This window comes from Streptomyces sp. URMC 123 (assembly GCF_051386515.1).
In the GTDB taxonomy this organism is placed as follows: Bacteria; Actinomycetota; Actinomycetes; order Streptomycetales; family Streptomycetaceae; genus Streptomyces.
The window spans coordinates 1-384 of sequence record NZ_JBPQTV010000726.1 but is presented as its reverse complement, the minus strand read 5'-3'; the positions used below and the strand labels follow the sequence as shown (position 1 = coordinate 384).

Genomic DNA, 384 nt, shown 5'->3' with positions numbered 1-384 from the left:
GCACCGGCTCCGGCGAGACCACCTGGGCGAGGGGCGCGAGCGGCCCCTGGTAGTCGGACTCGGCGATGCGGTCGACGATGTACCCGTCCAGCAGGCCGCCGCCCTCGCGGCGCCCGGCGTGCACCTGGCGCGCGCCGGCGCCGAAGCGCACCCGCACCCGTACGCCCGGCTGGGCGTCGGCGTCCATGGCGGCGGGCACGGCGTAGTCCCAGAGCTTGTCGAGGTGGACCGGCCCCTTGTCGACGAGCACGCGCGCGACGGGCCGCTGCTCGGCGAGCGCGGCCCCGCGCCAGGTGCGCGGCCTGGCCTTGGGCGCCTTGGCCTTGCGCACGCTCTCCCGAATGAGCGCGAGCTGCTCCCCCTCCGCGGGCGGCCCCGCCGCCC

At 78.6% G+C, this 384-nt stretch carries 1 pseudogene; it reads right to left on the bottom strand.

The annotated features are described in order from the left end of the window. Positions 1 to 384: pseudogene (locus ACSNOD_RS31805) on the bottom strand (primosome assembly protein PriA); the annotation flags it as partial.